Here is a 24,547-nt window from a genome sequence, read left to right as displayed (position 1 = left end):
GCTCACCGGTTGCCGGTGGACAACCGACGCCCAGCTCACCGGGGGCCCGCCCGGTGTCGCGTCGGTGCGCGGGCCGTCCGGAACGTGCCTCCTTCGATATCCTGACGCCGACATCATGATCACCGTCGACGGGGTGGGGCGATGACGACGACTGCCTACGACGAGCACGTACGGTCGCACTGGTCCGGGCGGGCTGCCGCGTACGACAGTAGCCTCGCCGCGCTCTGCGCCTATCCGGCGTCATCGTTGTTGGACGCCGCACACATCGGTGCGGGCACCCGCGTGCTCGACGCCGGCACCGGTTCCGGGACGGTGGCCGGCCTGGCGAGCGCTCGTGGCGCTGTCGTCGTCGCCGTCGACGCCGAGCCGAGCATGGTGGAGTTGACGCGCCGTCGTGTCCCGTCGGCCGAGGAGGTGCGACTCGCGGCCCTGCCCCGCCTGCCGTTCACCTCCGGATCCTTCGACGCGGCCGTGGCGAACTTCGTGATCAACCACGTGGGTGATCCGGGCGCGGCGATCGACGAGCTGCGCCGGGTCGTCCGGCCCGCCGGTCGGATCGCGGTGACGATCTGGCCCGACCCGCCGCCCGAGGCGCAGAGCCTGTGGGGGGAGGTCTTCGATGCCGCCGGGGTCGACCGCCCGACCGCCCCGACGGTGGACGCGGACCGGGACTTCGCCCGTACCCCGGATGGCCTCGGGGGTTTGCTCGACGCCGCCGGTCTCGCCGACGTGCGGTGCGAGACGATCACCTGGGCGCATCGCACCGACCCCGAGGCGTGGTGGAGCGGCCCCGCCAACGGCATCAGCAAGCCCGGCCTGGTGCTGGTTGCCCAACCTCCGGACGTGCTGGCCCGCATCCGCGCCGCGTACGACGAGGTGACCGCTCCCTACCGGGACGCGGACGGTCTGCTCGCGCTGCCCACGGCGGCGCTGCTGGCCTCGGCGGCAGTGCCCTGACACCGCTGGGCTGACCTCGGTCCGGCGGGGATGGGAACCGGCGTCGACAATGTGCGGCATGGAATTCCTGTGCTACCACCGTGACCGGCCCGGCTCGGGTGCGTTGCGCGACGAGTTGCTGGCCGAGCACTGGTCCTACATGGACCGGTTCGCGACGGAGATGATCGCTCGCGGCCCGACTCTGTCCGGTGACACCGCCACCGGCAGCGTGCACATCGTCGACCTGCCCGACTCGGCCGCCGCGCGGGCGTTCGCCTTCGACGAGCCCAACTACCAGGCAGGCGTCTACCGGGATGTGCTGGTGCGCCGGTGGAGCAACACGCTGGGCCGCACGATGTGGGACTTCCCGGGCGGTCGGACCGGCGGTGACAGGTACCTGGTGCTCGGCCTCGGAGAGGGGCAGGCCGTCGACCTGGCCGTGCCACCTGACCCGGACGAGCTGGTCGCGTACGGGCCGCTGCTGTCCGACGACGGCGACGCGTGGCTGGGCACCGCGGCGCTGCTCCGGGCGTCGTCCCAGGACGCGGCCCGCGCCATCCTGACCGTGGACCGGTACGCCGACGTCGAGGTGCACGACTGGCGGTTCGGCGGGCGACCGACCTGACCCGCTACCGTGGCAGCTCAGCGGGGCGCTGCTCGGCGTGTCGAGTTGCTCGGCTGCCAACGATCAAGGAACTAGGCCCTGTTTCATAAGGGCGGTCGAGCCGAGGCGGAGTCCGGGCGGCGATCCGGCAAGGCGCGGTTTCGTCCGGATACCGGTGTTGTATCCGGACGAAACCGCAACGCCGCCGGGCGTCGTCCGGGCCCGCCGCAGGCCGGCCAGTTCTTGTGAAACAGGGCCTAGGCCGCTGACGGAGCCTCAGGCGGAGGCGGCCAGGCCGTCCGACCACCGGGCCACCGGCGGGCCCGGCAGGGTGCGCACCGCCCCGGGTGCAGCCCCGACGCCGGCGAGGGTGTGCTCGGCTGACTCCGGCGCCGCTGGCACGGCGCGGATCGACGCCGAGACCCGGTCGGCGTCAGGCGCACGACGACCGCCCGCACCATCCGGTGTCGCGGACCCGTGCGTCGGCGGCACGTCACCCGCCGACGCGACGGCGCGGAGCCGGCGGGAGCCCGCCGATCGGTTCATCCCACCGGTGGGCACGGCCGGCACGGTGGCCACCGTCAGTCGTGGCGGGCGTCGACGCAGCGCCCCGGAGGGCGGCACTGTGAACACCGCGCCGAGGCGGTCGTTCCCGGCTGGAACGGTGTCCAGGCTGGTGTTCCTGGCCCGAACGGTGTCCAGGCTGGTGTTTTCGACGCCAGCGGCGTCGAGGGGCACGACCTCGGCGCGTCGTACGGCCGACCTGCCGATGGCCGCACGGCCGGTACCCGATCGGCCGCCTGCCAGGTCGGTGTCAGCGCGGTCAGCGGCTTCGACGGTGTCGAGGCCCGCGACGCCGGCGACGCGGCGACCGAAGACGGCCCGCAACACGCGAGGCAGGCGCTCGGCGGCGACCTGACGCAGCGCGGGCGCGGCGAACGCGTACCCGCCGCTGTGGTGGGGGAGCAGGAGCCCGGCGGCGACCAACCCTCGTAGCGCGGGCGCGGACCGGCCGGGCGTCCAGCCGAGGGCCCGGTCGACGGCAGCACCGGAGATCACCCCGCCGAGGGTGCCGGCGGCCATCAGCACCGCCCGCCGCTCACCGTCGAGGTGGTCCAGCTCCGCCCCGACGACCCGGCGTAGCGCCTCGGGCAGGGGGAGCGTCGCCGGGTCGGCGCCGTCCACCAGCGACGCGACGTACGCCGCAGCGTGCCCGGGGCGACCCCCCACCAGCGGCAGCAACCGGTCGGTCAGGGTCACCGGCTGCCCGGCCCGGCTGAGCAGGTGGCGCAGCAGTCGACCGGACTGCACAGTCGCCAGTGGTCCGATCGTCATCCGACGCGCCGGGCTCGGCCGGGTGTCGGCCCACTGCGGTTGGTGCACTGTGATCAGGGCGAGCGGCAACCCGCGCGCCGTCGCCGCGCCGAACAGCGCGTGCAGGAAACGGCTCATCGCGGGCGCCGCCCGGTCCACGTCGTCCACGGCGACGACCAGCGGCTGGTGAGCGGCGAGGCGCAACAGGACGTCCCGGCAGATCGCCGCCCCCGCCAGCGCCGCCGACGAGCTGTCCGGGGTGGTCAGGAACCGCTGCAGGGCCGGGATCGCCGCCGCGACGCGCTCCGGCGGGAACAGCGAGGTCAGGGCGGCGACCAGTCGGTCGTGGACCACGGCCGGGCCGTCGCCGTGCCGCACGCCCGCGAGGCCGCGGAGCAGGTCGGCGGCCGGGGCCAGGATTTGATCGGGGTACGGCTGGCAGGTCGCCACACACCACCGCACCGACGCCCCGTCCACCGTGGTCAGTCCCCGGGTCAACTCGTGCAGGAGGCGGCTGCGGCCACTGCCGGTCGGGCCGACCACCGACAGCCACCTCGGGCTGTGCTTGCGGATGGCCTCGCTCACCTCGTCGCGGATGGTGGCCAGTTCGCGGCGACGGCCGATCAGCGGGCCGTCGTGGCGGTCGGTGCCGGGGCGTACCAGGCCGACGGCGTGCCAGACGGGCATCGGAGGCACCCGTCCGGCGACCGGTACCGCCGCCAGCTGACGCTGGGTGATCAGGCCGGCGGTGGCCCGTGCGGTGGCCGCGCAGAGCGCCACCGAACCCGGCTCCGCGTACTCCTGGAGGCGGGCCGCTGTGGTGATCACCGCGCCGCTGGCCACGCCGTGCCCGCCACTGACGGCGCCGCCCAGGTCGACCACGACCTCACCGGTGGCGACACCGACGCGTACGCGCAGTCTGATGTCGCCGACCATCGGCCGGCGGTCCAGCGCCGCCTGGATCTCGAGCCCGGCGCGCACCGCCCGGTACGCGTCGAAGCCGTCCGAGTGCCGGGCGCCGAAGAGGGCCATCACCGCGTCGCCGACGTACTTCTCCACGACTCCCTGCCAGCGGTGCAGCACGCCGGCGACGGTGTCGAAGTAGGCCCGTTGCAGAGCGCGGACGTCCTCCGGATCGAGTCGGTCCACCAGACCCGTGGAGCCGACGATGTCGGCGAAGAGGACGGTCACTGTGCGTCTCTCCTCCGGCACCGGCCAGTGTCCGGTCCCGGTTCGCTGCGGGTCGATGACGACGATGCTGCTGGTCATGGGTATCGCACCGGCCCTTCTTCCCGCTTCTGCCTGATGACTCCGGAGATTGGCATCCCTGGGCCCACGGGGGATCTGCAGAACGACGTATGTCGGCCACCCGCAACCTTTAGTCGCAAAGTCGACGCGAGGAGTACCACAAGCGGCGGATGGCCATAGAACGGTGCGGGGCCCTGTGATTAGGCTGCGTGCCATGGCCAGCGATGTGGACACCGCACCGCTCGTGGGTCGGGCCGAGCTGGTGCGGTCGGTCCGATCCGCGTTGCTCGGTGACGCGGCGCACGGGCAGACCGCCGCCGTCTTCCTGACCGGCGAGAGCGGTGTGGGCAAGACCCGGTTGCTGGGCGAGATCGGTGACCGGTTGCGTGACCAGGGCGCCGTGGTGCTCACCGGCAGCTGCCTGGACATCGGCGACGCCTCGCCGCTGCACCCGCTGTTGCAGGCGCTGCGCCGCTACGACGCCGACCTGTCCGCCTCTCGCGCGCGCAGCTCGTCGGCGGTACGCGGGCTGTTGCAGATGGTCGCCGACGAGACCGCCGGCCCGGACGGCGCGGGCGCGTTGCTGGAGCGGGTCTCGCGCGGGCTGCACCTGATCGCCGAGGGCAGACCACTGGTGCTGATCCTCGACGACCTGCAGTGGGTCGACCGCAGCACCCGGCAGTTGCTGCTCTACCTGTTGGCCGGCCTGGGCGATCTGCAGCTCTCGGTGTTGGCAGCGGTACGCGCCGAGTCGTTGCAGGGCGCGCACCCACTGCGCCGGGTGCTCACCGAGCTGCGTCGCCTGCGGACGGTGCGGGTGCTCGACCTGGCGCCGCTGGGCCGAACCGAGACCGAGGAGCTCGCCGCCGCGGTGGTCGGCCGACCCCTGTCCGGGGACGCGGCCGACCAGGTGTGGCAGCGCAGCGGCGGTAACCCGTTCGTCATCGAGGAGCTGGCCCGCGACCTGCGCGACGGCCGCGACGGTCTGTCCGAGACACTGCGGGAGATCTTCCTCGACCGGGTCGACGCGCTGCCGCAGCACGCGCACGCGGTGGTGCACGCGGTGGCCGCCGGCGTCGAGCCGGTGCAGCACTGGCTGCTGGCCGAGGTGCTGCGGTTGCCCGAGGACGAGCTGATCGACGCGGCTCGCGCGGCCGTGGCGCACCGGCTGCTGGTCGGCGCCGACGACGGCTACCGGCTGCGGCACCGCCTGGTCGCCGAGGTGCTGGCGCACGAGCTGCTGCCGGCCGAGCGGTCCGGGCTACACCGCCGCTACGCCGAGGCGCTGACCTCGGCGCCGGGGGAGCTGCACCAGGCCCGGCTGGCACACCACTGGCGACTGGCCGGTGACCCGGCGCGCGCGTTGCCGGCGGCGGTGGCCGCCGCGCAGGAGGCCGAGCGGCTGGGCGGCTACGCCGAGGCGCACCGGCACTGGTCGGCGGCGTTGCAGCTCGCCGCCGACTCGGGTCCGCTCGCCGTGGACCGGGTCGAGCTGCTCGGCAACGCCGCCGAGGCCGCCCACCACTGTGGGGAGCACGCCCGGGCGTTGGCCCTGCTGGAGGAGTTGGCCACGCTCCAGGGCGGCGAACCGAACTGCGCGCTGCACATCCGCCGGGCCCGCTACCTGGCCGCCGCCGGTCGCTCGGCGCTGGCCGAGGAGGAGTACCAGCGGGCGCTGAAGGCGGCGGACTGTTCGCCGCGCGACCGGGCCGCGGCCGCCGCCCGCCTGGCCGAGTTGTTGCTGCACCTGGGCCGGTACGCCGACGCCGGTGAGCGGGCGCGGGAGGCGCTGGCGCTGGCCGAGAACGTGGAGGGGTCCGCTACGGAGGTCGTGCTGGCCAGCTCGGCGCTGGGCTTCAGCGACGCCTTCCTGGAAGACCCGGACGCCGGCCTGGCGGTCATGCGCGACGCCCTCGACACCGCCGAGCGCGCCGGCCAGCCCGAGGACGTGGCCTGCGCGTACCTGCACCTGGCGGAGTTGCTCACCGGGCCGCTGAACATCCTCGAGGAGGGTGTGGTCGTGGCCCGGCGGGGCGCCGAGCGGGTGGCCGAGCTGGGGCTGGGCCGCACCTGGGGCACCCGGCTGCTGGCGATCGCCATCAACGGGTTGTTCCGGGTGGGCCAGTGGGCCGAGGCGGAGAAGGTGGTCGCGGCGGCGCTGCGGCACCGACCGTCCGGTGCGGACGCCGTCGAGTTGCTGCTCGCCCGGTGCCGGCTCTCGGTGGGCTACGGCGACATCGAGGCCGCCGGCCGGGACCTGGACGCGGTCGCGACCCTGCTCGCCGGTGGTGGGGCGCGGCACGTCATTCCGCTGCTCACCCTGCGCTCCGGGCTGGCCATGTGGGAGGGCCGGCACGACGTGGCGCGGGCGGCGGTGCAGCGCGGCCTCACCGAGATCCGCTCCGACGACGTGATGATCCTGTCCGCCCTGGTCTGGCACGGTCTGCGCGCCGAGGCGGAGGCGCACGTCAGCCGCACCGTGGAGGTGGACCCGACGGCCGTGCGCCGACTGCGCGACGTCGCCGACCGGATGGCGCGCAAGAGCGCCGGCGCGGCCCGACCGGTGCGCTCGGTGGTGGAGGGGTTCCTGGCGCTCTGCGCCGCCGAGGTCAGCCGCCTCGACGGCAGCGACCCGGAGCTGTGGGCGGCGTCGGTCGCCGAGTGGGACCGGCGTAACCACCCCTATCCGGCGGCGTACTCGCGGCTGCGGCAGGCCGAGGCGCTGCTGGCCCGCCGCAGTCGGCTGGCGACCGCGGGCAAGCTGTTGCGCGAGGCGTACGAGGTGGCGCAGGGGTTGGGCGCGGTGCCGTTGACCTCGGAGATCCGCGAGCTGGCCGGGCGGGCCCGGGTGTCGCTGGAGGAGCGGAAGCCCACCGGCGCGACGCGGGGGGCGTCGACCCAGGCGTCCGACGACGAGCTGGCCGCGCTCACCGCGCGGGAGCGGGAAGTGCTCGCGTTGGTCGCGGAGGGGCTGACCAACAAGGAGATCGGGCAGCGGCTGTTCATCAGCGAGCGGACCATCGGCGTGCACGTCTCGCACATCTTCGACAAGTTGCAGGTCCGCACCCGCGTCCAGGCCAGCGCGATCCAGTTGCGCAACCACCGGGGCTGACCGACCACGACGTATCCCGGCGCGCCTGTGCGTGCCGGGATACGTCGTTCTACTGATCCGGCCGACGGGTGCGGGCTGAAAGGCTGAGCCGCGTCGACGACGGCACGGGGGATGCCGCCGACCACGATGGAGGAGAGATGATCGAACCGGTCTGGGGGCCCGTGCACCGGGACATCGTCGACCTGCTGGCCGACCACCCCGCTGACGTGCCGGCCGTGGTCGATCACCTCACCAAGCTCCAGGACCTGTTGGTGCGGCTGCCTCCGCTGGAGGACAGCTGCCCCCTCGCCGACTTCAACAAGCTCTACCTGACCATCACCAGCAGCGTGCTCGACGGGCTGTACGAGGACCGCTTCGTCGATCCGGCGTTCCTGTCCCGGCTCGACGTCGAGTTCGCCGCACGGTACTTCGACGCGATGCGGTTGTGGACCGACTCCAGCCCGGGCACCCCGAAGGCCTGGTCGTGCCTGTTCGAGCGGATGCGGGGGCCGGACGCCCGTCCGTTGCCCTCGGCGGCGGCCGGGGTGAACGCCCACATCAACTTCGACCTGCCGTTCGCGTTGGTGACGACGTTCGACCACCTGGAGTCGGAGCCGGTCGACGGTAGCGACCAGCACCACGACTACCTGGAGATCAACAACATCTTCGCCGACAAGATCCCCGGCCTGCGCCGGGGCTATCTGGAGCGGTGGCAGCTGCTCATCGACATGCTCAACGGCGACATCGACGACTGGTACCAGGGGGAACTGGTCGAGTACACCCGCGATGTCGCCTGGCGTAACGCACAGAAGATCTGGCGGTGCCGGCACGATCCGGACGCCCGCGAGTGTGAGCGCCTGCGGTTGGACGACAACGCCGCAGCGCTCGGCCGGCTGCTGCTCTCGCCCCTCGGGGCGTTCCTGCAGTAGTCGGGACGGGGGGTCCCCGCGCTCCGCCCCGTGGGGGGCGGCGGAGCGCGGGGGCGCATCCCACCAGCTCCACCCACCCCCGGGGGTCGGCCGACGTCAGGTCGGCCCGGGGGGTACAGCCGGTCGGCCCGGGGGGTGTCGACCGTCTGCCACCGTCGGCCGGCCCGGGGGGTGTCGGCCGGCGGTGGGGCGGGGGCGTCGACGGCGCGGAATTTCCGGGGTGTCGGCGGGCGCGTAACGGGTACGCCCGCGCCATGACCGTCCTGGCCCGGCGGCGGCCCGCCGCCCGACCCCGGCCCGCGCGGCCCGGGCCCCTTCGCCCGGGTGGCCCGGTGTCCCGACCCACCGCCCGGCCGGGTGCCCGGTGACCGACGTCGCGACGCGGTTCCCGTTCCGCTTCGATCCGGTGTTCCGTCCGGTGTTGGCGTTGGTGGGTGTCCGCCCGGCGACGGCCTGGGTCGCCGTGACCGACCGGGACCTGATGATCCGGTACGGGCCGTGGCGGCTGCGCACCGCCCGGGCCAACGTGATCGCCGTCGAGCTGAGCGGCCCGTACCGCTGGTGGCGGGTGATCGGCCCGCACGTGTCGATGGTCGACCGGGGCGCGAGCTTCGGCAGCAGCACGGCGGGCGGCATCTGTCTGCGCTTCGGCGCGCCGGTGCCGGCCCTGGTGCCCGGCGAGCGCGTACGGCACCCGGCGGCGACGGTGACTGTCGCCGACCCTCCTGCGCTGGCCCGACTGCTCGCCGTGCCGGACCTGTCCTGAGCAGCGCGTTCACGTCCCCGGTTCGCCCGGCCGGGCGCCCGGCCACCGCCTACCGTCGGGTCAGGACCGGTGAGGGTGGGGACTGACGATGGGTGACGAGCACCGGGCGAGAGCCCGACGCTGGGGTGGACGCCGCCACGCGCCGACCGGGCCGGACCCGGCGCTGCGGGCTGCCCGTGACCCCGCCCGCCCGCACCCGGGCGGCCGGCCCGGGGTGGTGGTGCCCGAACGCGTGGCCACCCCGGCCCGTTCGGCGCCGCCGGCCAGCCCGTTGCGCCGGTGGCTCTTCCAGCACCAGGTGCAGCCGCCCGGGCCGGAGACGAGCGAGGGGCAGAACCGCCGGCACGCCTGGTGGCAGGTGATGTGCCTGACCGGGGTGGACTACTTCTCCACGCTGTCGTACCTGCCGGGCATCGCCGCGGTGGCAGCCGGCGCGCTCTCCCCGCTGGCGACCCTTTTGATCGTGGCGCTCACCCTGTTCGGCATGTTGCCGATGTACCGGCGGGTGGCCCACGAGAGCCCGCACGGTCAGGGTTCGGTGGCGATGTTGGAGCGGTTGCTGCCGTTCTGGCGGGGCAAGATCTTCGTCCTCGTGCTGCTCGGCTTCGTGGCGACCTCCTGGATCATCACGATCACGCTCTCGTCCGCCGACGCGACGGTGCACCTGTTGGAGAACCCGTACCTGCCGGACGCCCCGGAGGGCGCCCTGGTGCCGGTCGCGGTCACCGTCGTGCTGCTGCTCATCCTCGGCGGGGTGTTCCTGCTCGGGTTCCGCGAGGCGGTGGTCGTCGCCATCCCCCTCGTCGCGATCTTCCTGGCGCTCAACGCGGTGATCGTCGGGGTGGCGGTGGCCCGGATCGTCGAGGATCCGGGCATCGTGTCGGACTGGACGGCCGCGTTGACCACCACCGGCGGCGGACCGGGCCACGTGCTGCTCACCGCCGTGTTGGCCTTCCCGCTGCTGGTGCTGGGGTTGTCCGGTTTCGAGACCGGGGTCAGCATGATGCCGCTGGTGGCGGCCGACGGGCCGGACAAGCAGGCCCGCCTGGCCGCCCGGATCCGCAACACGCGTCGGCTGCTCACCACCGCGGCCCTGATCATGTCGGTGTACCTGATCTCGACGACGTTCGTGACCACGGCGCTCATCCCGCAGGAGGAGTTCCGGCCGGGTGGCGGCGCGAACGGGCGGGCGCTGGCGTTCCTGGCGCACACCTATCTGGGCGAGGCCTTCGGCACCGTCTACGACGTGAGCAGCGTGCTCATCCTCTGGTTCGCCGGCGCGTCGGCGATGGCCGGGTTGATCAACATCGTGCCGCGCTACCTGCCCTCGTACGGCATGGCGCCGGAGTGGGCGAGGGCGGTGCGCCCGGTGGTGATCGTGTACACCGTCGTCAGCGTCGGCCTCACGATCGCCTTCCGGGCCGACGTCAACGCGCAGGCCGGGGCGTACGCCACGGGCATCCTGGCGATGATGGTCTCCGGCGCGGTGGCGGTGACGATCGCGGCGGCCCGCCGCCACCAGCGCGTGGGCGCGATCGGCTTCACGGTGCTGACGCTGGTGCTGCTGTACGCGCTGGTCGAGAACGTCATCGAGCAGCCGGACGGGATCACCATCTCGGCGTTGTTCATCCTCGGCATCATCGCCGTCTCGCTGGTGTCCCGGGTCACCCGCACCACCGAGCTGCGGGCCGAGCGGATCGAGTTCGACGAACCGGCCCGCCGGTTCATCACCGAGTCGCTGGCCCATGACGGGCAGCTGCACCTGATCGCGAACAAGCGGCAGAAGGGATCGGTGAAGGAGTACACGGTCAAGGAACGGGCGCAGCGCGGGATGAATCCGGTCCCCGGGGCCGCCGACGTGCTGTTCCTGGAGATCGACGTGGTCGACCCGTCGGAGTTCAGTCAGGTGCTGCGGGTGCACGGGATCGAGGTGAGTGGCTTCCGGGTGCTGCGGGCGAGCAGCCCGGCCGCGCCCAACGCGATCGCCGCGATCCTGCTGGCCCTGCGGGACGCGACCGGCGTGCGACCGCACGCGCACTTCGAGTGGTCGGAGGGGAGTCCGATCGCGCACCTGGCGCGCTATCTCATTCTCGGCCGTGGGGACACCCCGCCGGTGGTACGCGAGATCATCCGCCGGACCGAGCGGGACCCGCTACGACGCCCCGGCATCCACGTCGGCGGCTGATCGGGGTGGCCCGTTTGGTGGGTTCTGAAGATGAATAAGGGCACTATTCACGTTCACACCTTCCTGTCCGTATTGCGGATTTATCGTGACGTCTGGTGGTCGACGGTACGTCGAGCGCCCCGCGCCCTGATCGGCGCGCGGTCACGGCAGTAAGGCAGGAAGGTAGGCATTCTTGATGTCCACGTACCCAGGAGGAGACCGCGCGACCCGACCAAGGCGGCGGTCCCGATGGTTCCTGGCCAGCGGTTTCCTGGCGGGGAGCCTGGTCGTGGGAGCGGCCGGAGCAGCAGGCGTGGCCGCCGCCGCCGACCGGGCCCTCGCCCTTCCCGGTCTGGGCCGGCTCACCACGGCCGGTAGCGACGACGACCGGCGGGCCGACGACCGGCCCGGCGAGGACCGCGAGCGGGGCGACGGCGAGCGGGACCGACCGAGCACACCGGGCACCGGCAAGCGCGGCGTGGTGTCGGTCCCCTGCGACGCCGCGAAGCTGGTGGCCGCGCTGGTGACGGCCAACGCCGAGGGCGGGGCGGAACTCCGCCTCGCGCCGAAGTGCCGCTACGTCCTCACCGAGGCGTTCCACGAGACCGACCAGTACGACGGCGGGATCCGCGACGCCCGGGAGGCCGCCGACGCCGCCGAGACCCCCGGTGACGCCGAGGCGCCCCCGCACAACCCGGCCGACGACACCGCCGGCCTGCCGGTGATCTACCAGCCCATCACCATCGACGGCGCCGGGGCCACCATCGCCCGCGACGCCCAAGCCGCCGCGTTCCGGTTCTTCACAGTGCGCGACGGCGGGGAGCTGACCCTGCGGGACGTGGAGTTGCACAACGGCCGCTCGGCGATCGAGGGCGGCAGCGTGCACGTGGTGCACGGCGCCACGGCCGTGGTGGAGCGGGTCACGGTCTCCCAGAGCACGTCGCTGTCGCCCGAGGGCGGCGGCGGGGGCATCTTCAACGACGGCAACATGGTGGTCACCGACTCCACGTTCGTCGGCAACAGCGCCTCCGGCGCCGCGGGCAAGGGCGGGGGCCTGCTCAACGGTGGCGTGCTGACGTTGAAGCGCTCCGAGTTCCACCGCAACAGCGCCAACGCGTACGGCGGCGGGCTCGGCAACTACCGGGGCGCGGCCGATGTGGAGAGCGTCTCCTTCACCCACAACAGCGCTGTGCAGGGTGGCGGGCTGGCCAGCTTCTCGGCCCGGACCAAGGTCTCCGACACCGAACTGCTGAACAACACCGCGCAGGTCGGCGGCGGTGCCGCGAACTCCGACGCGGTGCTGGTGATGCGCAGGATGACCATCCGTGGCAACACGTCCACCGTCAACGGCGGCGGCATCTCGACAGTCAAGGGCCTGACCCCGCTCGACGACAGCGTGGTCGACGGCAACACCACCCACGGCCTGGGCGCCGGCATCTACGCCGAGAAGGCGAACCTGCTGGTGCGCGGCAGTGACGTGACCCGCAACGAGGCGGTCGGCGCCACGTCCACGGGTGGCGGCATCTACGCGACGGCAGGCTCGGTGGCGATCTACACCAGCAAGATCACCCACAACGCGTCGACGCTCAAGCCGGGCGGGGTCTTCGCCTCGCACGCCCAGGTCAAGATCGACGACGAGAGCGTTGTCGTCGAGAACGAGCCCACCAACTGCGAGGGCAGCCAGGTGCCGATCGCGCACTGCTTCCGCTGAGGACACCGCGCACCCATCCCGAACGCGCAGCCGGCCGCCCCGACGACCAGTCGGGGCGGCTCGGCACGTCCGGGTGTTCGCCTGCCGCCGGTGGTCAGCTCACCGCGCGCAGCCGCCCGGACAGGTCGGTGGCGAAGAAGTCCAGGAAACCGTCCGGGTCGGGACCGGCGTTCTGCAGGACGATGTGGTCGAAGCCGGCGTCGACGTACGACCGGACCTTGGCGACGTGCGGCTCCGGCTCCGGGCCGACGGCGAAGAGTTGACGGATGTGCTTCTCCTCGACGTACGCGCTGGCCGCGTCGAAGTTCACCGGGTTCGGCAGCTCGCTCATCACCTTCCAGCCGGTGACCATCCACCGGCTGGTCTGCAACACCGCCTGCACCGCCTGCTGCTCGTCGGTGGCCCAGGCCAACGGCACCTCGGCGTAGCGGGGGCCCGAGCCGTGCGCGCGCCGGTAGTGCTCGACGATCGACGCGTCCGGCTCGGTGGCGAACAACCCGTCGCCGAGCTCGGCGGCGAGCCGGGCAGACGCCTCGCCGCTGGCCGCCACGGCGATCACCGGCGGGGTGTCCGGCAGGTCGAACACCCGGGCGTCCTCCAGTTGCAGGTGCCGGCCCTCGTACGACTGGTAGCCGCCCTGCCAGAGCAGCCGGATGATCTCCAGTGCCTCGCGAAGTCGCTCGTGACGCCCTCGTACGCTGGGGAAGCCCTGCCCGACGACGTGCTCGTTGAGCCGCTCGCCGGCGCCCACCCCGAGGGTGAACCGTCCGTCGGAGACCAGCGCCATGGTCGCCGCGGCCTGCGCGATGATCGCCGGGTGGTAGCGGACGGTGGGGCAGGTGACGCCGGTGGCCAGGCGCAGGGTGGTGGTCCTGGCCGCGATGGCGCCGAGCACGCTCCAGGTGAACGACGAGTGGCCCTGCGCGTCGAGCCAGGGGTGGTAGTGGTCGCTCATCTCGACGAAGTCGAAACCGGCCTGTTCGGCCAGGACGGCCTGCCGGATGATCTCCTGGGGGCCGTACCCCTCCGAAGCCAGCTTGTAGCCGATCTGCATGCCCTGCTCCCGACGCCGTCCGCCTGACTGACGCGGGGTCGGTTCCCGACCGGAGCACCGACAAACGCCACCGGGACCGCAAACCAGCCTCCTAGGATGCCGTACGGGGTGTGGCGGTCACGTCTGTCGAAGGAAGGGCTGGGCACCTCCGCGCTGACGCGGCAGGAATCTCGAACGTCTCCGAACTGGCCCGTGACCAGGTCGAACACCCGGCCGGCTGTTCGAAACAGCGGACACCCCTTCCGGCGGTCACCGTCTGGCCAACAGACTTCTCCTCGTCCGGCGGAGCCACCGGGCCGAGGCGGTCAGGAATCTGACGTCACTCCCGATCGTGGCCTGCCGCCAGACGAGGTCAGGCGTGGACCAGTGTCGGCGGCCGTAGCGGTCGCGGCAGAGCCAACAGGGGGAGTCAGGATGACCAGCAGTGTGTTCCGTCGTGCCGCCGCCGTGCTCGTGGCGGCCGTCCTCGGGGGCGGAACAGCCCTCACCGGCGCCTCGCCGGCGTTAGCGGAGGGCTGTATCCGGGACACCGGCAGCGTGCCCAGCCCGAAGGGCGGGCCTGGAGCGACAGCGACAGCGACCCTCTGCGTCAACAGCGCCGGCTACGCCTGGCTGGACACGAACCGGACCAACACCGTCACCGACCAGAGCGCCGACGGCTACGCCGCCCGGGTGTACGTCTACTGGAACCAGGGGTACAGCGGGGCGATCGCCGTCGACGACACCTCGTCGTCCGGCGGTAGCCGGCTGTACTGGGAGTCCGGCGTGGGCACCCAGTATCGCTGGACCGAGGTCTTCGTCTGCCTGGGTTACTCGAGGCCCGACGACTACAACGGCCGCTGCGCCTCGGTCGTCTACAACAACTGAAGCGCGCCGGCCCAGGCCCCAACCGGGGCCTGGGCCGGAAAGCCTTTGTCCTACTTGGACGGCTCGGGCAGCTTGCAGTCGACCTTCGGGTTGGCGCCGATGTAGTTCAGGGGCCCGGCCACGATGGTGACCAGGATCGTACCGGCCTCGGCGCAGTTGGTGTCGTCGCCGCTGTAGTAACCGCGCTGGCCGGCGGCGACCGCGCCGATCAACAACCAGATCACGACGATGACTCCGAGTATCGAGGTGCCGCGCATCGCTGCCTCCTGAGGAATGTGGTGGATTGCTGAGGTGCAGGCGTTGTACCCAATCGGGTCACGCGGCTAACGGCCCTCGGCGACGACCCCGCGAATCGTCCGTCCGGCCGATGCGGTCCACCGTTGAGTACCGCTCGCGCATCGGCCACCCGCACCCTGTCGCACGGGCGCGCTATCGGATCGCCGACCGACCTCGCCGTCGTACGGGCCGGTGGACGTAGAACTGCCTCACGGCCCCGCCGAGGAGGACTCATGGACGCCCCGACACCGCCCCTGTACATCGACCGCCCCGAGGACGTCGCGGTCGCGGCCCGCGCGCTCGCCGGCGGTGCGGTCGTCGCGGCGGCGTTCGCCAACTTCTACGCCATCGTCACCCGCCCCGACGCGGCCACCGTGCGCCGGGTCAACCTCGCCAAGGGCCGTCCGGCCCACCACGTCGGCAGCATCACCACCGCCATCGGACGCATCCCGGGGATGTACGACTGGACGCGGATCTCACCGCGCCTGCCGATCGGGCGGGTGCGGGCGTTGATGGACGCCCTCTACGGTGCCGGGCCGTTCGGCTTCCGCGGGCCGGCGGCGGAACGGATCCCCGAGCACCTCGTCCAGGTCGACCAGGGGTTACGGACCACCCAGGTGATCGCACCCGGTCTCACCTGTCCGTCCAACGCCTTCTTCGAGCGGGCGCTCGCCGAGACCGGGTCGGACCACCTCTACATCACCTCGGCGAACCGGTCCCGGCACCGCACCGGGGCGACCGAGGAGCCGGCGCACTGGAAGGCCGGCGCTCTCGCCGCCGACTTCGCCCACCTCGACGACCTGGTGGTGCTCTCGCACCGGGACGAGGCGGCGGCCCGCGCCGCGTACCCGGGATACCTCACCACCTCGGTCACGCTGCTCTCCTTCCACGCCCCGGAGGGTGAGCTCGAAGAGCCGCCCGTGCTCACCGTGGACCGGCACGGCTCGCTGCACCTGGACGACGTCCGCCGGGCCGCCGCGCCGCTCGGCCTGCAGGTGCGCCTGGCCGGCGGCGCCCGGCAGCGGTTGCAGGTCCGGGGGTACGCCGGGGCGCTGGTGTGAGCGGCGGGCGTCCCGCGTCGACGACTCCACGCCGACCGGACCTCGCTCGCCCCAGGTTCAGTGGGGTGGGCTGGGAATTTCGGGCGGCTTGCCGTGGCTTCGCCGGAAGTCCGCGTACGCCACCGCGACCAGCACCACCAGGGCCCCCAGCGACGTGACCATGGGTGGCACGTACAGCGCGGCGGGCGCGATGGTCAGCAGCGCCAGGATGCCTCCCGGTCGGGACCAGGACACCCGGCTGAACACCTCGTACTCGAAGGAGGCCCGGCCGGCCAGGAACAGCGCCGGGCCGCCGAGGATCACCGCCAGCCAGGCCGGCGGGGTCTCCCCGGTGGGTTCGTGCAGCACCAGGTGGAAGCCGGACGCCGTGGTCACCACCCCGGAAATCATCAACAGATGGGTGTACGGCGCGCTGAACAGGAATCTGCTCGGCGACTCGGACGCCTTGATGGCGCTCGGCAGCAGCTCGCCGGACTTGTGCACGTAGATCCGCCAGAGCAGCAGGGTGGTCAGGAACGCCACCGCGAACGCGGCTATGTTCTCGGCCTCGTTGTGCTCCAGGCTGAACATGGTGCCGATCGTCAGGATGCAGTCGCCGAGCGCGATGATGAAGAACTGCTGGTAACGCTCGGACAGATGCTCCGCCGTGACGTTGCGCTGCGTTTCCGGCACCACCCCGAGCCCCGGCACCGGGTACGCGAGCCGGAAACCGAGGTAGTCGATGGCGAGCGCGACCGTCCAGCAGATGATCCGGGCTTCCCCGCTGACGAACGCGCCGAGGAGCCACGGGATCGCCGACACCACGAACCAGATGAAGATGCGCGCCGCCCGACGTTGGGTCTGCGGTTGACGCCGTACCGCCGGCATCAGGAACAGCCCGCGCCCCAGGTGGATCGCCACGTAGGTGCCGGCGAAGACGAACCCGCGGTCGTTGAACGCCTCCGGGATCGCCGTCGTCATCAGCAGCGCGCCGAACATCACGGCGCTGATCAGCAGCTTGATCTCGGTGCGTTCCGGGTCGTACAGGTCGGTGACGAGGGTGGTGATCGCCCAGGTCCACCAGACGGCGGCCAGCATGATGAGGGCCTGGCCGGCGCTGTGCCAGTCGAGCCGCTCGACCATCGTCCGGGAGATGAGCGCCAGCGCGACCACGTACACGAGGTCGAAGAAGAGTTCGAGGAGGGTCACCCGGCGCGGGCCCTCCGGGTCTCGCACCGGGGGGCCGCTGGCCTGCGGCGACGCGGGATCCGGCGCGGGGAGGTGCACGGGTTGCTCCTGCGGAACCGGTCGACTCGACGGACCCGTCCGGCCCACCTCAACGGACGGTAACGACCGGCCGGCTGCCCGGCCCCGGAATTGCCGGGTCGTCCCCCGACCGGGTTGGTCGGCCCGTGGTTCCGGAGCGTCCGGCGGCTACCGCGGCCTTCGCACCGTCGAGTGGATCGTCGTTCCGCCACCGACGAGCGAGCCCCCGGCCGGTCGTCGCGGTGGACGGCCGGCCGGGGGCTCCAGGTCAGGCGTCAGGCCTGGTCGCTGTTTGGCAGCACTGCGGCCATCTGGTCGCCGGCGCCGGCGAGCACGCGGGCCTGCTGCGGCCAGCTGGCCAGCCCGGGTGCGGCGCGCAGACCGGCGGCCCGGATCAGGTCGCGCAGCGCCGGCTCGTCCAGGTCACCGAGTTGGCCGTACGTGCGTACGCCGGCGTCCTGCAACGCCGCCGCCATCTTCGGTCCGATTCCCTGGATGCGGCGGAAGTCGTCGGCCGGCCCCGTCGGGTCGCCCTCGTAGGTGGCGACCGAGGTGTCGTCGGCCGAACGGACCGGAGGGGTCGCGGTGTCGGTAGGCCGCACCGGAGGGGCCGCCACGGCCACACGCTCCGGCTCGGCGTCCACCGGCTCGGCGATAGTCGCGTCGCTGGTCGCCGGGCCCGCGTCGGCGGGTCGGGTGTCCACCGGCTCCGCGTCCGCGGCGTCGGTGGTCGCCGGCTCCGGGTCGACCGCCGAGGCCCTGGTCTCCGCGTCGTCGGCCGAAGTGGTGTCGGCCGGAGTGCTGTCGACCGGGGGGAGGTCGTCCACCGGCTTGCGGGGGGCGACGACGGCCGTCGGGGCGGGCTGCTCGTCGACCGCGACCGGCTCGGGAGTGGACTCCGCTGCGGGCTCCGGGCGCAGCTCATCCGCATCGGGCTCGGCGACCGGTACGGGCGGCGGGGGCTCGGTCAGCGCCATGTCGGACGGGTCGACGGTGCTCGGGGCGTCCGCCGGGACCGGCGTCGGGGTGGGAGCGTCCGCGTCGGTCACCGAAGCCGGCGCGCTGACCGTGTCCACCGGTACCGGCTCGTCGGCGACGGCGGTCGGTGCCGGGTCGACGGCGGCCGCGGGCCGCGGCTCGTCGGTCGTGGCAGCCGGCGTCGGCGTGGAGATCACGGCCAGTCCGGCGACAGGGTCACCCTCCACTATCGACTTGCCCTGCACGCCCCGCCGGCCGCGCAGCAGCCACCCGGCGGCCAGTCCCAGCAACAGTGCCAGTACCACTATCAGCGAGTGTCCGATAGACCACGCCACGGCGAACCTCCCTCTCACCTCGTTGGAAAAGTCACGAGAAAAACTCGCCGCAGCTTCGCACACGCCCATTACCGATGACAGAGAGGCTCGGCCAGGGGCGTTGTGGGCGGGTTTACCACGTCAGCCGGTGCCCGACGGGTGACACAGCGTCGCCCCGACCAGCCGGGAACCCCACCCGACGGCACCCGCGCAGCCGCATCCACACAGCCGCGGCTCGGCACGGCACGACGAGACCCGGGCCCGGCGGGGTACGCCGAGCCCGGGTGGCCGTTGCCCGACTCAGTCCCGATCGCCCTCGTAGGTGTGGAAGTCGTCGACGAACCGTTGGCGCAGTCGAGGTACCCGGCTCGTCACTCCGAAGTAGCCGCGCGCGCCGAGCAGCGCGAGCCGGCCCACCACCGGCCGGTACATCCGGTCGTCGCCGCTGGTGCCGCTGCGGTTCAACGATTCGGCGACCCGCGCGAAGCCGTACGGCGCCATCGCCGCCTCGTAGTCCGCCACGGCCTGGAGCAGGGTCTTGTCACCCGCTGTGGCGCGGGTGAGCTGCTCGCAGAGCAGGCGGGCATCGCGAAGCGCGGTGTTCGCGCCGACACCGCGACCGGGGGTCATGGTGTGGATGGCGTCGCCGAGCAACGTGACGGTGCTGCTCTTCCAGGGAGGCACCGGCTCGGAGGTCGACACCTTGATCGGGAGGGCGCTGGCCGGCTCCGCTCGGGTCAGCAACTCCCGCAGGTGGGGGTGCCAGTTGGTGGTGAGGCCCAGGGCGACCTCGACGAGGTCCTTTCCGCGACGCTCCATCACGTCGGTCGGGAACCGGCGGGCCGTACTCCAGATGATCAGGTTGATGTTGTCGGTGGTGGTGTCCTGCGACAGGCCGGGCCAGTTCCTCAGCAGGGCGGCGTCCGTGTCGCTGACGCCGGGTTTGACGGCCCGCGTGGCGTCCCACCTGAACTCCATGACGTGCAGGACGCCCATGATGCCGCCGACGCCGAAGATCAGGGAGATGCCCTGACCGACGCGCTCGGGCACCAGACCGCGGGTGTGCGCGGTCAACGGGATGCGGGTGGCGATGTTGATGGTGCCGGCGTCGCGGGTGACGGCGTGCGGCAGGTACTGCCGGCGTACCGCCGAGTGTGTGCCGTCGGCCCCGACCAGCAGGTCGCCGGTGGCGGTCGTGCCGTCGGAGAAGTGCGCGGTGACAGTGCCGTCGTCGCGCTGCTCGTACCGGGTGAAGGTCTTGTCGAAGTGCACCACGTCGTCGAGGCCGGTGAGCAGGACGTGGCGCAGCACCATCCGGGCCACCGAGTGCTCGGTGTGCACGGGGTCGGCGTTCGGCCGCAGGGGGAACGACGCGGTCTGACGGAGCCCCTGGGTGACCACGTTGAAGTAGTGCGGCGGTCGGGCGCAGGTCGCGAGGAAGGTCGCGAACAGCTCCGGCGGCAGGCACTCGCGCAGTGCACGGCTGCCGGTCGGACCGATGCCGACCCGGTAGCCGAGCAGCCCGTCGGCGCGGTCGCGGTGCCGTTCGTACACGGCGACGGTCATCCCGGCCCGGCGCAGGCCGTGCGCCAGGCACAGCCCGCCGGTGCCGGCGCCGACGATCAGGACGTGCGGTGGCGCGCCGGACATGTCAACCAGCCGGGTGCGCCGCTGGCGCGTCGGTCTCGGCCGGCCGCGCCGCCGGCACGGTGGGGGCGTCCCACCGGTAGAAGCAGCCGGCGATCGCGTCTCGTGGGGAGCGCCAGGTCGGCAGGTACGGCGACGTGTGCGCGGAAAGCCGCTCGTTGACCTGCTGGAAAAGCGGGTGGTTACGGGCCGCCGCCAGGGCGTCCGGGTCGACGTCCGACGTCTCCATCACATGTACGCACAGGTCGTGCAGGCAGTAGAGGGACCGGTGCGTGACGCCGGTCAGGCCGGGCAGTTCGGTGGCGTCGGATTCGGCGAAGATCTGCGCGACCCGCCCCTCCGCGCCCGGGATGATCCGGCTGACGATCAGTAGACGACTCATGGGACCCCTTCCGCCGGTGGCCTTCCCGACCCTCGGATCGGCGCCACGTGCTCTGTGCGCCCACCGTGCCGCAGCGACTGTCACGTCACCGTCACGTGGACCGGACGGCCGGTGACGGGCGGTGCCGTCACGTACGCCGCCCGGCCGGTGACGGGCGACCGGCGACGGCTTCCCGGCTGGCCTGGCGGATCGGGGCGAGCGTGTCGTCGAGCAGGGCGCTCATGGCCGGACTGGGCTCCAGGCGCAACTCCCTGCGCAGCAGGTCCCGGTAGACGTAGAAGGCGTGCACGGCCTCGAAGGCGTTGCCCTCGGCCAGGTGGATGCGGACCACCAGCCGGTGCGGGGTCTCCCGTAACGGCTCGGCCGCCATCGCCTCCAGCGCGGCTTCGAGGGCCTCGCCGTGCCGCCCCGCGGCGAGGTGTTGCCCGGCCACCTGTTCCAGCATGTGCAGGCGGAGTTGGCGCAGTCTCTCCCGGTCCAGCAGCACCCAGTCGTCGTACCACCCGGGGAGGAGGTCGTGCCGTCCGGCGGCGAGCGCCCCGGCGGCGGTGCTCGCGTCGTCGCCGTCGCGGACCCGGGCCGCGGTGCCGACCAGGTCGTCGACGTCGAGGCGGACCGTCGGGTCGAGCCGTACGGTGTCGCCGGCAACTGTCATCGGGCAGCACGGGTCCTGGCGGAGCCGCCACAGCGCGGTACGCAGGGAGGACAGCGCCCGTTCCTCCGACGCGTCGGGCCAGAGCAGGCCGGCGAGTTGGCTGCGGGTGGCGCCGGGGCGCAGCCCGATCAGCGCGATCACCCGTTGCAGCCCGCGCGGCACCACGATCGGCGCGGAGTCGCGCAGCAGTCGGAAGCCGCCGAGCAGGTGGAGCGACACGCCCTCCTCGGGCGGGCCTCCGGCGGTTGGCACGGTCGGATCAGCGGCCACGGCGGCACCCCCTGCGGAACGCTCGTCCCGACTGTCTGCTGCGTCCTGGATCGGCTGCCCGTGACGCCTCTGTCGACCCCACCGGTGGACGCGCGACCCCGGCTGCCGGGCGCGGCCCCACCCGCCGAGGCCGCCGGGCTGACCACCGTGAAGATTATCAATAACGGTCACGTTGCGTCAACGCCGGCGTGGACCTTCTATTGGCGACAGTCAACCTGAGATCGGTTCTGAACTGCGCAAACATCAGATCGATCGAGAGCTTGGCGCATGGCTGACGCATAGCTGATACACAGCTTGCGTCAACGCAGCGTCACGAAGGTGCGTCCACGGTGGGCCCTGCCTGGTGACGCCGCCGTGACGAGGACTGCCGCATCGTGTGGGCAGTCGTCCAGTGCGTCCGGGGACCACCCGTCGCCGGCCGGACGCCGTGGGGGGAGGCCCAGTATGGACCGATCGCTGATCGTCGCGAAGGTGGATCCGGCCGCTGCGGAGCGCGTCGCCGAGATCTTCGCCGAGTCCGACGCGACGGAGCTGCCGCGCCTGGTCGGCGTCCGGCACCGTTCGCTGTACCGCCTGCACGACCTCTACGTGCACCTGTTGGAGACCGAGCAGCCGACGGAGGGCGCGGTCGAGGCCGCCCGGGGACACCCCGAGTTCATCCGGGTCAGCGACCGCCTGCGCCCGTACGTCTCGCCGTACCTGTCGACCTGGCGCTCACCGCGTGACGCCATGGCGCAGTGCTTCTACCGGTTCGACGCCCCCGACACCGGAGGGCGGTCGTGACGGCCACCGCACCGCGTGAGGAGCAGCTCTGGTCCCGCTGCGCCGGCTGCGCCAGCCTGCTCTACCGCAAACGGTTACGCCGCAACCTGGACGTCTGCCCGGAGTGCGGCGAGCACACCCGACTCGGCGCACCGGAACGCCTGCGCCAACTCGTCGACCCCGGATCGCTGCGCCCACTGGCCGACCGGCTGCCCGAGGCGGACCCGATCGACTTCGTCGACGTGCTGCCGTACCCGCACCGGCTCACCGCCGCGCGGGCCAGCACCGGCCTTGTCGAAGCCGTCGTCTGTGCCACGGCCACCATCGGCGGACATCCGGTCGCGGTGGCGGTGATGGACTTCCGGTTCCTCGGCGGCAGCCTGGGTTGCGCCGTCGGTGAGCTGATCACCCGGACCGCCGAACGGGCGCTGGACGAGCGCATCCCGCTCGTCCTGGTGACCGCCTCCGGTGGAGCGCGGATGCAGGAGGGCGTGCTGTCGTTGATGCAGATGGCCACCGTCAGCCAGGCCATCGCCGCGCTGCGCGAGGCGGGTCTGCTCACGGTGAGCGTCCTGACCGACCCGACCTACGGTGGAGTGGCCGCGTCGTTCGCCACCAACACCGATCTGGTGCTCGCCGAGAGCGGCGCGCGGATGGGCTTCGCCGGCCCCCGGGTGATCCGTCAGGTGACCGGCCGGGCGCTGCCGGAGGGCTTCCAGACCGCCGACTTCCTGCTCCGGCACGGGCAGGTCGACATGGTGGTGCAGCGCCGAGCACTGCGCGGACGCCTGGTGGCGCTGCTCGCCGCGACCCACGCCGGCGCTCCGACCCGCCCATCCGTACCCCGGCAGGAGCCCGCGCCGCACCGCGAGCGCCTCGCCGCCGACGACGTCGCCGCGGCGCGGCCCCCGGAAGCCGACGGAACCCCGCCGGTACGCGACGCGTGGGACACCGTCCGGATGGCCCGGCACCCGGGCCGGCCGACCACACTGGACTACCTCGACTCCGTCTTCGACGGCTTCGTGGAGCTGCACGGCGACCGGCTCGGCGCGGACTGCCCGGCCATCGTGGGCGGCCTGGCCCGGCTGGCCGGCCGACACGTGATGGTCATCGGACACCAGAAGGGGCACACCACCGCCGAACTGGTGGCCCGCAACTTCGGCATGGCCAGCCCGGCCGGGCACCGCAAGGCGCTGCGGTTGATGCGCCTGGCCGCCCGGCTCGGCCTACCGGTGGTGACCCTGGTGGACACCCCCGGCGCCGACCCGGGGGTGAGCGCCGAGGAGCACGGCCAGGCGGCGGCCATCGCGGAGAACATCCTCGCCCTCACCGTGCTACCCACCCCCGTGCTCGCGGTCATCACCGGAGAGGGCGGCAGCGGCGGCGCGCTGGCCCTCGCCGTCGCCGACCGGGTGCTGATGCTGGAGAACGCCGTCTACTCGGTGATCAGCCCCGAGGGCTGCGCGGCGATCCTCTGGCCGGACCGGTCGGCGGCACCGCAGGCCGCCCGGGCGCTGCGGCTGAGCGCCCCCGACCTGCGCCGGCTCGGCGTGGTCGACGAGGTCGTACCGGAGCCGTCCGCCGCCGCGCACGACGACCCGGCGGAGACCGCGCTGCGGTTGCGGGCCGCCCTGCTGGCGAATCTGCTGCCCCTGCTCGACGTGCCGCCGGCCATGCTGGTCCGCCTCCGCCGGCAACGGTTCCGGCGGTTCGGCGCGACCCGTGCCGGTCAGCGGGCAGGTGTCCGGTGAGCGCCGAGAACGGGGCGGTGTCGACGGTCGAGACGCCCGAGGACACCGAGGTCGTCGAGGAGGAGGCGCTGGCCGGACTGCGCCGGCAGGCGCAGCACCTGATCGCCGAGCTGACCGGACCGGTGCGGCGGATCCGGCTGCGCAGCGGACCGGCCGTCCTCGAGGTCGAGTGGCACCCGGAGAACGTGACCCGATCCGACGTACCCCCTTCGCAGGCCATGGTGGAGGCGCCGCCGGTGCCCGGCCCACCGGAGGCGTCGACCCCACCGTCGGCGCCCGGACGCGCGGCGGTGCGGGCGCCGATCGTCGGCACGTTCTACCGGTCGCCGGAGCCCGGCGCGAGCCCGTTCGTCGCGGTGGGGGACCTGGTCCGGCCCGGCCAGCCGGTCGCCATCGTCGAGGCGATGAAGCTGATGAACGAGGTGACCGCCGACCGCGCCGGTCGGGTGGTCGCGATCCTCGTCGAGGACGGCCAGTCGGTGGAGTACGACCAGCCGCTGGTCGAACTGGACCCGGCGTGAC

At 72.8% G+C, this 24,547-nt stretch carries 20 protein-coding genes; 12 read left to right on the top strand and 8 right to left on the bottom strand.

The window, feature by feature from the left end; translation table 11 throughout:
• Window positions 1-141 precede the first annotated feature (141 nt).
• Window positions 142-957: a class I SAM-dependent methyltransferase gene (locus O3438_RS06470; RefSeq protein WP_269679055.1), complete on the top strand. Its 816-nt coding sequence runs from the start codon at window positions 142-144 to the stop codon at window positions 955-957.
• A 58-nt stretch (window positions 958-1,015) separates the two neighbouring features.
• Window positions 1,016-1,561, top strand: a complete 546-nt coding sequence (locus O3438_RS06465; RefSeq protein ID WP_269679054.1) for a YciI family protein — start codon at window positions 1,016-1,018, stop codon at window positions 1,559-1,561.
• Window positions 1,562-1,816: 255 nt separating this feature from the next.
• Here O3438_RS06465 and O3438_RS06460 read toward each other — a convergent pair whose 3' ends face one another.
• Window positions 1,817-4,123, bottom strand: coding sequence for an adenylate/guanylate cyclase domain-containing protein (locus tag O3438_RS06460; protein WP_269679053.1), 2,307 nt, complete (start codon window positions 4,121-4,123; stop codon window positions 1,817-1,819).
• A 193-nt stretch (window positions 4,124-4,316) separates the two neighbouring features.
• Here O3438_RS06460 and O3438_RS06455 point away from each other — a divergent pair, with 193 nt between their 5' ends.
• From O3438_RS06455 to O3438_RS06435, 5 genes are all read left to right on the top strand, one after another.
• Window positions 4,317-7,214: a helix-turn-helix transcriptional regulator gene (locus tag O3438_RS06455; RefSeq protein WP_269679052.1), complete on the top strand. Its 2,898-nt coding sequence runs from the start codon at window positions 4,317-4,319 to the stop codon at window positions 7,212-7,214.
• Between the two features lie 137 nt (window positions 7,215-7,351).
• Window positions 7,352-8,122: a DUF5995 family protein gene (locus O3438_RS06450; protein ID WP_269679051.1), complete on the top strand. Its 771-nt coding sequence runs from the start codon at window positions 7,352-7,354 to the stop codon at window positions 8,120-8,122.
• A 364-nt stretch (window positions 8,123-8,486) separates the two neighbouring features.
• The gene (locus O3438_RS06445) at window positions 8,487-8,888 is read left to right on the top strand and encodes a hypothetical protein (RefSeq protein WP_269679050.1); all 402 of its coding nucleotides are present in this window, start codon (window positions 8,487-8,489) and stop codon (window positions 8,886-8,888) included.
• 88 nt (window positions 8,889-8,976) lie between these two features.
• On the top strand, window positions 8,977-11,073 hold the full coding sequence (locus O3438_RS06440) for an amino acid transporter (protein WP_269679049.1): 2,097 nt from the start codon (window positions 8,977-8,979) through the stop codon (window positions 11,071-11,073).
• A gap of 175 nt (window positions 11,074-11,248) precedes the next feature.
• Window positions 11,249-12,763 carry a hypothetical protein gene (locus O3438_RS06435; RefSeq protein ID WP_269679048.1) on the top strand — a complete coding sequence of 505 codons (1,515 nt, stop codon included), beginning with the start codon at window positions 11,249-11,251 and terminating at the stop codon, window positions 12,761-12,763.
• Window positions 12,764-12,857: 94 nt separating this feature from the next.
• On the opposite strand, the gene O3438_RS06430 is transcribed toward O3438_RS06435, so the two are convergent.
• Window positions 12,858-13,817 carry a TIGR03557 family F420-dependent LLM class oxidoreductase gene (locus O3438_RS06430; RefSeq protein ID WP_269679047.1) on the bottom strand — a complete coding sequence of 320 codons (960 nt, stop codon included), beginning with the start codon at window positions 13,815-13,817 and terminating at the stop codon, window positions 12,858-12,860.
• Between the two features lie 414 nt (window positions 13,818-14,231).
• Between O3438_RS06430 and O3438_RS06425 the strand changes: the two genes are divergently transcribed.
• A complete protein-coding gene (locus tag O3438_RS06425; RefSeq protein WP_269679046.1) occupies window positions 14,232-14,684 on the top strand; it encodes a hypothetical protein in 453 nt (150 codons plus the stop codon).
• Window positions 14,685-14,734: 50 nt separating this feature from the next.
• On the opposite strand, the gene O3438_RS06420 is transcribed toward O3438_RS06425, so the two are convergent.
• Complete coding sequence (locus O3438_RS06420; RefSeq protein ID WP_088989422.1) at window positions 14,735-14,941, bottom strand: hypothetical protein; 207 nt, start codon at window positions 14,939-14,941, stop codon at window positions 14,735-14,737.
• Between the two features lie 252 nt (window positions 14,942-15,193).
• Here O3438_RS06420 and O3438_RS06415 point away from each other — a divergent pair, with 252 nt between their 5' ends.
• Window positions 15,194-16,021: a hypothetical protein gene (locus tag O3438_RS06415; RefSeq protein WP_269679045.1), complete on the top strand. Its 828-nt coding sequence runs from the start codon at window positions 15,194-15,196 to the stop codon at window positions 16,019-16,021.
• Between the two features lie 57 nt (window positions 16,022-16,078).
• Here O3438_RS06415 and O3438_RS06410 read toward each other — a convergent pair whose 3' ends face one another.
• The 5 genes from O3438_RS06410 to O3438_RS06390 all read right to left on the bottom strand — a co-directional run bounded on the left by O3438_RS06410 (window position 16,079) and on the right by O3438_RS06390 (window position 21,512).
• A complete protein-coding gene (locus O3438_RS06410; protein ID WP_269679044.1) occupies window positions 16,079-17,287 on the bottom strand; it encodes a low temperature requirement protein A in 1,209 nt (402 codons plus the stop codon).
• A 254-nt stretch (window positions 17,288-17,541) separates the two neighbouring features.
• Entirely contained in the window at window positions 17,542-18,579 is a 1,038-nt protein-coding gene (locus tag O3438_RS06405; protein ID WP_269679043.1) for a hypothetical protein, read from the bottom strand.
• A 279-nt stretch (window positions 18,580-18,858) separates the two neighbouring features.
• The gene (locus O3438_RS06400; protein WP_269679042.1) at window positions 18,859-20,208 is read right to left on the bottom strand and encodes an FAD-dependent oxidoreductase; all 1,350 of its coding nucleotides are present in this window, start codon (window positions 20,206-20,208) and stop codon (window positions 18,859-18,861) included.
• A 1-nt stretch (window position 20,209) separates the two neighbouring features.
• Window positions 20,210-20,587, bottom strand: a complete 378-nt coding sequence (locus O3438_RS06395; protein ID WP_269679041.1) for a TcmI family type II polyketide cyclase — start codon at window positions 20,585-20,587, stop codon at window positions 20,210-20,212.
• Between the two features lie 127 nt (window positions 20,588-20,714).
• Window positions 20,715-21,512 carry an AfsR/SARP family transcriptional regulator gene (locus O3438_RS06390; protein ID WP_269679040.1) on the bottom strand — a complete coding sequence of 266 codons (798 nt, stop codon included), beginning with the start codon at window positions 21,510-21,512 and terminating at the stop codon, window positions 20,715-20,717.
• Between the two features lie 444 nt (window positions 21,513-21,956).
• On the opposite strand from O3438_RS06390, the gene O3438_RS06385 reads away from it, so the two are divergent.
• The 3 genes from O3438_RS06385 to accB are packed head-to-tail and all read left to right on the top strand — an operon-like array spanning window position 21,957 to window position 24,546.
• Window positions 21,957-22,295 carry a TcmI family type II polyketide cyclase gene (locus O3438_RS06385; protein ID WP_269679039.1) on the top strand — a complete coding sequence of 113 codons (339 nt, stop codon included), beginning with the start codon at window positions 21,957-21,959 and terminating at the stop codon, window positions 22,293-22,295.
• Window positions 22,292-24,025 (top strand): acetyl-CoA carboxylase carboxyltransferase subunit alpha, encoded by a 1,734-nt coding sequence (locus O3438_RS06380; protein WP_269679038.1) that lies wholly within the window; start codon window positions 22,292-22,294, stop codon window positions 24,023-24,025. Before O3438_RS06385 ends, O3438_RS06380 begins: the two co-directional genes overlap by 4 nt.
• Window positions 24,022-24,546, top strand: a complete 525-nt coding sequence (gene accB, locus O3438_RS06375; RefSeq protein WP_332367448.1) for an acetyl-CoA carboxylase biotin carboxyl carrier protein — start codon at window positions 24,022-24,024, stop codon at window positions 24,544-24,546. Before O3438_RS06380 ends, accB begins: the two co-directional genes overlap by 4 nt.
• Window position 24,547: the final 1 nt, after the last annotated feature.

Origin of the sequence: Micromonospora sp. WMMC250, assembly GCF_027460215.1 — a bacterium.
Lineage (GTDB): Bacteria > Actinomycetota > Actinomycetes > Mycobacteriales > Micromonosporaceae > Micromonospora > Micromonospora taraxaci.
This window is presented reverse-complemented; position numbering and strand designations above follow the sequence as displayed.